A 7152-nucleotide genomic window follows, 5' to 3' on the forward strand; every position below is an offset into this window, starting at 1 on the left:
AAAAATCAGATGCTGTACTGCTTAGTATCAGCCTGACTATTTTAGTGTACAGCTGCGTGTTTATTTGGGTGTTTGCAGTTAAGTCACTATCTAAAATATGGATCACTATTTTACTAACTACTTCAGGGTGTGCTCTGATCTTATCATTACTAAAGGGTTGGCTATGAAAGAGAGTTTTTTCCGCTCCATGACCTGGATGCATACTTGGGTTGGATTATTAGTATGCTGGCTACTCTATTTAATATTTTTTGCTGGTACGGTGAGTTTTTTTCGGGACGAAATAACGCTATGGAATCAACCAGCGCTGCACAATGTACAAGCGCCTGAACAGCGTGTAGCGCAACAGCGTAGCCAAATTATCAGTGGTATTAATTACCTACAAAATGCAGGCTCGGAGTCTACGCGTTGGGGAATTTACTTGCCCACAGAGCGAAAACCGCAGCTTAACTATGCTTATGAAAAGCCTCGTCCTGAAGGGAAGCGTTTTGGTGGTTGGCAAGAGCACAATATCAACCCACAAACAGGCGACGAAATAGCACAAACAAGAGACACCAGAGGTGGTAACTTTTTTTACCGACTGCATTTTGACCTACATTATATTGATGTACGCACAGCCCGATGGATTGTCTGCTTTGCGAGCTTATTTATGTTGGTAGCGCTGATATCTGGGGTGGTGATCCACAAACGTATTTTTAAAGATATGTTTAGCTTTCGTGCCAATAAAGGCAGCCGCAGTTGGTTAGATGGCCATAATGTATCGTCTGTATTGGCGTTACCTTTTCATATTATGATCACTTATACAGGCCTAATCACGCTAATATTTATGTTATTCCCCTATCCAGCAATGACCGCATACGAAGATGGTATTCGTGGTTTATTTAACGATGTGTCACCCACTAATGTGCGCACCTAAACTAGCCCAGATAGAGCGCCATTAATTGCCATCGATACTATTATAGATCAAGTTTATACTAACTGGCCTGATGCTGACTTAACACAAATATCAATTCGTGATCCAAATAAAGCCTCAGCCACAATTACAGTCCGTGCAGACACCGGTAGCCTAGTTCGCGACCAAACACCCACCTTATTATTTAACGGTGTAGATGGCAGCTTAATAGCTAAAACTGCTGCCCAATTAACCAATACAGAAGTGTTCTATGACTCGCTAACAGCCCTACATACAGGCCGTTTAGCTAACCCATTATTACGCTGGTTATACTTTTTATGCGGCGTAGCTGGCTGTGTAATGATAGCAACTGGCTGTATTATGTGGGCTAAGCGTATTCGCGAACGCATGAAAAAAGACCAACCCGCTACAATTGGCTTAAAGTTGGTAGAAGGGTTAAACCTTGCCACATTAATGGGCTTACCACTTGCAACCTGCGCATTTTTTATTGCCAACCGGTTACTGCCTATGACAACCCCTGAGCGCGCTGATAAAGAAATACTTGCATTCTTTGTGACTTGGCTAGCCGTTGCTTTGTTTGCGCTATTTAAACGCGCAAGGCCGCAGTGGATTTTACTCGCGTGGATAAACGGTATCGCCTGTCTCAGCGTGCCTGTTATTAATGCTCTTACCACCAATGGCAATCTAATAAGCTACTTGCTAAACGGCCAATGGGCGTTGTTTAGTTTTGATTTAATGTGCTTAATATTTGCAGCCTTATTTGTAATTCAGGCCAAAAAAATACCAACTCACACTCCGGCTAAAACACCGCAACAACGGGCGCGCCGTTCAGCAAAAACTAAGTTACAGGAGCAACCATAATGCATGAATTACTGCAATTGAGCCTATGTTTACTGGCATTTAATTGTTTTGCTTTGGCTAAATTTAATCATTACCGTGATGTATTTAAAACCCGCCCTAGCGACAAACTCAGTAAACAGTTTTTGATCGCTGCTTGGATCAGTATTTTACTAAGCTTAGTACTGAGTGTTGTACAACATAACGGCTACGGCGCTTTACTATTTTGTGGTTACATGGCGCTAAGTGTCTTAATATTAATGATTTTTTATAGCTTCAAAGCATCTTGGGTAAAAATAATGACTGCTTTAAATATCACCGTTGTAATGCTCAGTGGGCTGTTTTTAACTGTTTTTTAAGCTTAGTTAGTAAAAATATGATCTGAGCAAAAAAAAAAGGCAAACTAACTTAGTTTGCCTATATCCAAATGATTTGGTTATAAATAGTAGGGGGATACTCATGTTACAAATAGCTTGATTGAAGCTATTGCCAATCAATCTATGTGGAACATAATATCCCTCTAATGTGTCATATTTATTACCTAGTAATTACTTTTTAATATAAAAAAATAAAACCTATTACTGTGTAGTCGTAGCAAAGTCAAAGTTACACAAGCCGCCCTACATAGCTATTCTCTATCACTGTAAAGGGGATTTACAGTCATGGTGTACTGTTCTGTTTAACCATAATCAGGTTGTCAGTATCAAAGCCTTTTTGCTGCGCAAGCACTTTAAAGTCAGCTAAGCGTTGCTCACTCACAGTGGGGGTACGCGATAATAGCCACAAATAATCGTTATTGTAGCCAGATACGTACGCATATTGGTAATTTTGTTGATCTAACTTAAATACAATATAAGAGCTGTAAAAAGGACCAAAAAACGATACTTTTAAATGACCAACATTATTGCTATCAACAAATTTCGCAGTACCTTGAGCCTCACTCCATTTGTTTTCCTCACTATTAAAACCACGGTTTAGCACAGTTACAGAGCCATCATCGTTAATTGTATAATCCGCTGTTATATTATCTAAACCCCGCTCAAAGGAGTGATCTAATCGGGCTATTTCATACCACTTACCTTGGTACTGTTCGATGGAAAAAGGACTCACTGGTGCAACCTTATCGGGCATGCCAGTACAGCCAAGTAGTAAACTACTCACAAACAGAGTAAGAGTGATAAATAATTGATTTTTCATCGTTGATTCCTTGATAGTTAATTAGGCCACCAACGCAGTAAAGCATAAAAAGTTCACTTAATACTAGTTGTTCTAAAAGCCTTAGGTTAGGATCATTTTTTTACTAACTATTAGAAGTTAACAATGAAGATATGGGTTGATGCTGACGCCTGTCCAGTGGTGATCAAAGAAATTTTGTTTCGTGCCGCAGAGCGTACGCAAACTGAAACAATTTTAGTCGCTAATCATGCAATGCGTATTCCGCCTTCAAAATACATTAGCCGGTTGCAGGTCTCATCAGGGTTTGATGTGGCTGATGACGAAATCGTCAAACGTATTGCAGCCAATGATCTAGTGATCACCGGTGATATTCCGCTAGCATCAGAAGTAATCGATAATGGCGGCCAAGCGCTAAATCCTCGCGGCGAACTGTATACCAGTGAAAATATTCGCTCGTTACTAAATGTGCGCGATTTTATGGATACTATGCGTTCAAGTGGCGTTGAAATGAACGGCGGACCGCCACCGCTTAGCCAAAGTGATCGTCAAAACTTTGCTAATAATCTAGACCGCATTCTAGCTAAAAATAAATGAGTAAGGCTGCAAGTAATATAGGCTTTGGTGACCCAGCTTTTACAGTCGCTGTGTATATAGCGAATGTACCACCGATGCCACAGTACACCAACCTAAGTACAGTGACGTCATGTGTGGATGGACAAATTGCCAGCATCAACCAAGCCTGTGGTAATGGCTGGCGTAAAGTATTTAATGTATATGCTAAAGTGTTATTTGCACTGCCTAGCGAGTATTACCAATTCGCCAAACTCGCCCCGACTTGGCAACACTATCGTGATGAACAACTGCTGCAGCTTAATAGTCAAACTGCCTTACTTTTTAGCCCTCCGGTTTTAAATAACAATAATACCTTGCATATTATTGCCGGACGCACATATGCTAAAGCGCTGCTGCAGCAAGGACACTTACAGTGCCAATTACAGTGGTTAGATGAAGAATTTGCTATCGATAAAGTAAACAAGTTGATTGTGTGTCCATACTTTGATTACCGCCAACTTAGCAATATAAAAATAGCGCGACTTAGTCAGCTAGTTGCCCAGTGTTTTGTGGCAGAGTAAGACTTTGTTAACTAACCTTAAGGTAATTTGCATATTATGGACAATTTAACTTTATGAAAATCCTCGTCGTTGACGATATGCCTTTGATGCGCCATGTATTAATAAATATGTTAAGAAAACTAAATTATCACGATATTGTTGAAGCGACTGATGGAATACAAGCATTAAGTTTATTACAAAACCAAGGCTATGATTTAGTTATCACCGACTTGCATATGCCAAAAATGGATGGCAAAACTTTACTCAATCGTATTCGTGATGACCAAGAGTTAGCCGAAATCCCGGTGTTAATGATCACCTGCGAAGACAGCTCCACAGCAATCAAAGAAATTATCGCCGCGAAAGTGTCAGGCTTTATTGTAAAACCTTTTAATTTAAATGTGTTAGATAGCCAGTTAAAGAAAGTTATGAAGTTAGAAAGTTAGTCAATCTCAACGCTATGTTACTTTAAACATTGTTTAAGTGCGTCATCATCTTGCTGAAATCTAGATAATAACCAAGCTTGAAAAGCGATTACCTTTGGCCAATTAAAATGCTCCTTAGGGCCCACTAAATAATATTTATAGTGGCAGTTATATTCAAAATTAGGGTAAACTTCTAACTGCCCTAATTTGATATGGGACTCAATTAAACGTCGCCTCACACCACAACCAGATAGGTTTCACTCATCAGATAACTCATATAACCCCAGCATAACTTTATGAACTAATTCGCTTTTGCGTGATCGCTACTGTAGTATCATAAATGAAGAATTTATAACCAATACAGATTTTTTACCATGATCATAAATGCTAAATTACACAATGCGAACAGCTAAACGATTACGTAATATATGCAACGCTAGTCTGTTACTACTGTTGTGTGTAAGTAACGCCAGTAAAGCAGTACCGACAGCGCAAAGTATTGACTCAACGACAATTCAACTTAGCGCAGGTGAATGGCCGCCTTTTCTCAGTGAATCGCTGCCCTACCAAGGTGTAGTAGCGCATTTAATTCGCGATATATTTGCGGAAGCAGGCATTACCGTTAACTTTACATTTTTACCTTGGTCACGTGCATATCACGATACCGAAAATAACAAATATGCCGCTACTGCGGTATGGATGTTCAGTGACGAAAGAGCAACTGCTTACTTATATAGCGAACCGGTACTCAGTGAACGATTTGTGTTTTTTTATCAAAAGCAGCGCCATTTTGATTGGCAAAATATTGCAGATTTAAAAGGCCTATTACTCGGTGGTGGGCTTGGCTATAGTTATGGCCCAGAGTTTGATAAAGCCCTTGCCGAAGGCTCTTTTGAAATGTCGCGGGTAGGTAATACCGAGCAAAACTTTCGCCGTTTAGCACTAGGGCGTATCGACGCCTTTGCTGAAGAGCAAAGTGTTGGCTACTTTACCCTCAAACACCAACTGCCCGATCTTGTTAATGTTATTAGCCACCACCCCAAACCCCTGTTAATTAATAAAAGCTTCTTACTATTTCCAAAAAATAACAGCGAAAGTGAAAAACTGCTCAACACCTTTAATCAGTACTTATCACAGTTTAAGCACAACGGCCGTTACCAATCTTACTTTAAAGGTTTAGAGCAAGGTGATTATCAGCCCCAAGCCAAACTACAGTAACGAGTTAACCCGTAGTTCATACTTTACGTGACAATAAGCCTAACCTAACCCGGCGTTTACTTAGAGCGACTTGTTTGCACTTAATCTTTAAACCAGCGGTAAGCGCCAAAAACTCCCATAAAGGCAAGACAACCAACAGCCACTAATTGCCAAACTTTGTAGTTATAGCCTTCATTTTCCAAAGCAACTGTATTCAAACGGGTATCAGCTTTTGACACTGGGGTTAGCGTCATCGAATGTGTAATTGTGGCTATTGCAGTAGCGTTTTGTTGAGATAAAACAACCGTTGGCTGTTTAACATTCGCGCTTGCTTTGCTTGGTGCTTGCCACTGGGCTTCAAATTTTGCACGCTGCTCAGCTCGATTTTCACTGCACCAAACAAAGTCAGTTTGTTGCATTTCTTTAGCACGGCAGCGCTCAGGATATTGGTAAAAGCTACTCCACGCGAGTCGCTTGCTATCACTGTCGTATGTTTTACTATAGACCGTTGAGTCATGAACTTTTTTAGTTAATAAATCATTCGCAGATGAGCGAGTATAAGTTCGTGAACCTGAACTGTGGCTCCTCCAATTAGTTGGGCTTATGCAGTGACGACCTAATATTTCAAACAACTCAGTTGAGCGCCTGCGTAAACGCTCACCTTCAGCTGCCTTATATCCTGCCCTCATTCTATCCTGAACTTTTTCTCGCTCGGCTTTAATAGCATCACACCGTGATTGCGAATACTGCTCTGCGGCCAATGTGCTATTGGTTGAAATCACGCAGATAGCCAATAAAATCCTTTTAATCATAATAAATCACTGTCGTTAAATTAGGGATAGCGTAGCATTTTTTACGCTAGCAGCAAGACTTTCAATTAGAAGTTTCCGACAACCATTCGCCTATCAAAACGATCGATAACAAAGGCCCGCATTTCACCATAGCTACGCAATTCAACGTCAGGCACATCAAGTCCTGCGCCTCTTGCCAGCAACATAGTAAATAACTCATTTACGGCAATGAAAGGCGCAGCGCCCGTTTCAAACTTAAATATTTTATTAGAACATAATTCGCCTTCACCAAACCCCAGCCTGCCGTCGATTTCGAGTAAGTTAAGCTTATCTTGAACCCCAGCGACAGAGAGCCTCGTTCGCCCGTCCCATAATGTAATAGGCTCGCCCGCTTGCTTAAAACGGTTCAACTTTTGACTCAATTGGTGATTCGTTACTTCACGAAAGGAGGTTTGCTTTACTGCACAATTACTTGCTCTAAACGATAAAGCACCTGATGTCTCCTCGCCAATCACTTTAATTAAGCCAAGGGTATACTCAAACCACCTCAAGATGCAGAATTCAGCGTTTCACAGGAGCTTAATATCAAGGCGTTACTTTGCAAGAATGGCAGTCCCTTTTAAGAAGTAACAACGCTGAGAGTAAGTGCCTGTGAAACGCCCAGCGGGTTGGTTTAAAAGCAATTTATACTGCGTTATTGATTT

8 protein-coding genes and 1 pseudogene are annotated in these 7152 nt (G+C 40.6%); 6 read left to right on the forward strand and 3 right to left on the reverse strand.

What is annotated here, in order from left to right; all coding sequences use genetic code 11:
* Positions 1 to 163: 163 nt before the first annotated feature.
* Together H5232_RS21500 and H5232_RS21505 are read left to right on the forward strand one after the other, a co-directional pair.
* A pseudogene (locus H5232_RS21500) lies at positions 164 to 1771 on the forward strand (PepSY-associated TM helix domain-containing protein).
* On the forward strand, positions 1771 to 2106 hold the full coding sequence (locus tag H5232_RS21505; protein ID WP_145239865.1) for a DUF3325 domain-containing protein: 336 nt from the start codon (positions 1771 to 1773) through the stop codon (positions 2104 to 2106). Before H5232_RS21500 ends, H5232_RS21505 begins: the two are co-directional and overlap by 1 nt.
* A 301-nt stretch (positions 2107 to 2407) precedes the next feature.
* On the opposite strand, the gene H5232_RS21510 is transcribed toward H5232_RS21505, so the two are convergent.
* On the reverse strand, positions 2408 to 2944 hold the full coding sequence (locus H5232_RS21510) for a lipocalin family protein (protein ID WP_182718227.1): 537 nt from the start codon (positions 2942 to 2944) through the stop codon (positions 2408 to 2410).
* Between the two features lie 123 nt (positions 2945 to 3067).
* On the opposite strand from H5232_RS21510, the gene H5232_RS21515 reads away from it, so the two are divergent.
* The 4 genes from H5232_RS21515 to H5232_RS21530 all read left to right on the forward strand — a co-directional run bounded on the left by H5232_RS21515 (position 3068) and on the right by H5232_RS21530 (position 5678).
* Entirely contained in the window at positions 3068 to 3517 is a 450-nt protein-coding gene (locus H5232_RS21515; protein WP_145239874.1) for a YaiI/YqxD family protein, read from the forward strand.
* On the forward strand, positions 3514 to 4056 hold the full coding sequence (locus H5232_RS21520; RefSeq protein ID WP_182739997.1) for a DUF6942 family protein: 543 nt from the start codon (positions 3514 to 3516) through the stop codon (positions 4054 to 4056). The genes H5232_RS21515 and H5232_RS21520 overlap by 4 nt, the downstream gene beginning before the upstream one ends.
* A 53-nt stretch (positions 4057 to 4109) precedes the next feature.
* The gene (locus tag H5232_RS21525) at positions 4110 to 4481 is read left to right on the forward strand and encodes a response regulator (protein WP_145239878.1); all 372 of its coding nucleotides are present in this window, start codon (positions 4110 to 4112) and stop codon (positions 4479 to 4481) included.
* A 363-nt stretch (positions 4482 to 4844) separates the two neighbouring features.
* A complete protein-coding gene (locus tag H5232_RS21530) occupies positions 4845 to 5678 on the forward strand; it encodes an ABC transporter substrate-binding protein (RefSeq protein ID WP_259398492.1) in 834 nt (277 codons plus the stop codon).
* A gap of 80 nt (positions 5679 to 5758) precedes the next feature.
* On the opposite strand, the gene H5232_RS21535 is transcribed toward H5232_RS21530, so the two are convergent.
* Together H5232_RS21535 and H5232_RS21540 are read right to left on the reverse strand one after the other, a co-directional pair.
* Positions 5759 to 6469, reverse strand: a complete 711-nt coding sequence (locus tag H5232_RS21535; protein WP_182831487.1) for a hypothetical protein — start codon at positions 6467 to 6469, stop codon at positions 5759 to 5761.
* 65 nt (positions 6470 to 6534) lie between these two features.
* Positions 6535 to 6963, reverse strand: a complete 429-nt coding sequence (locus H5232_RS21540) for a HipA domain-containing protein (RefSeq protein WP_310736898.1) — start codon at positions 6961 to 6963, stop codon at positions 6535 to 6537.
* Between the last annotated feature and the right edge of the window lie 189 nt (positions 6964 to 7152).

Origin of the sequence: Pseudoalteromonas sp. SG41-5, assembly GCF_014164495.1 — a bacterium.
GTDB classification, from domain to species: Bacteria; Pseudomonadota; Gammaproteobacteria; order Enterobacterales; family Alteromonadaceae; genus Pseudoalteromonas; species Pseudoalteromonas rhizosphaerae.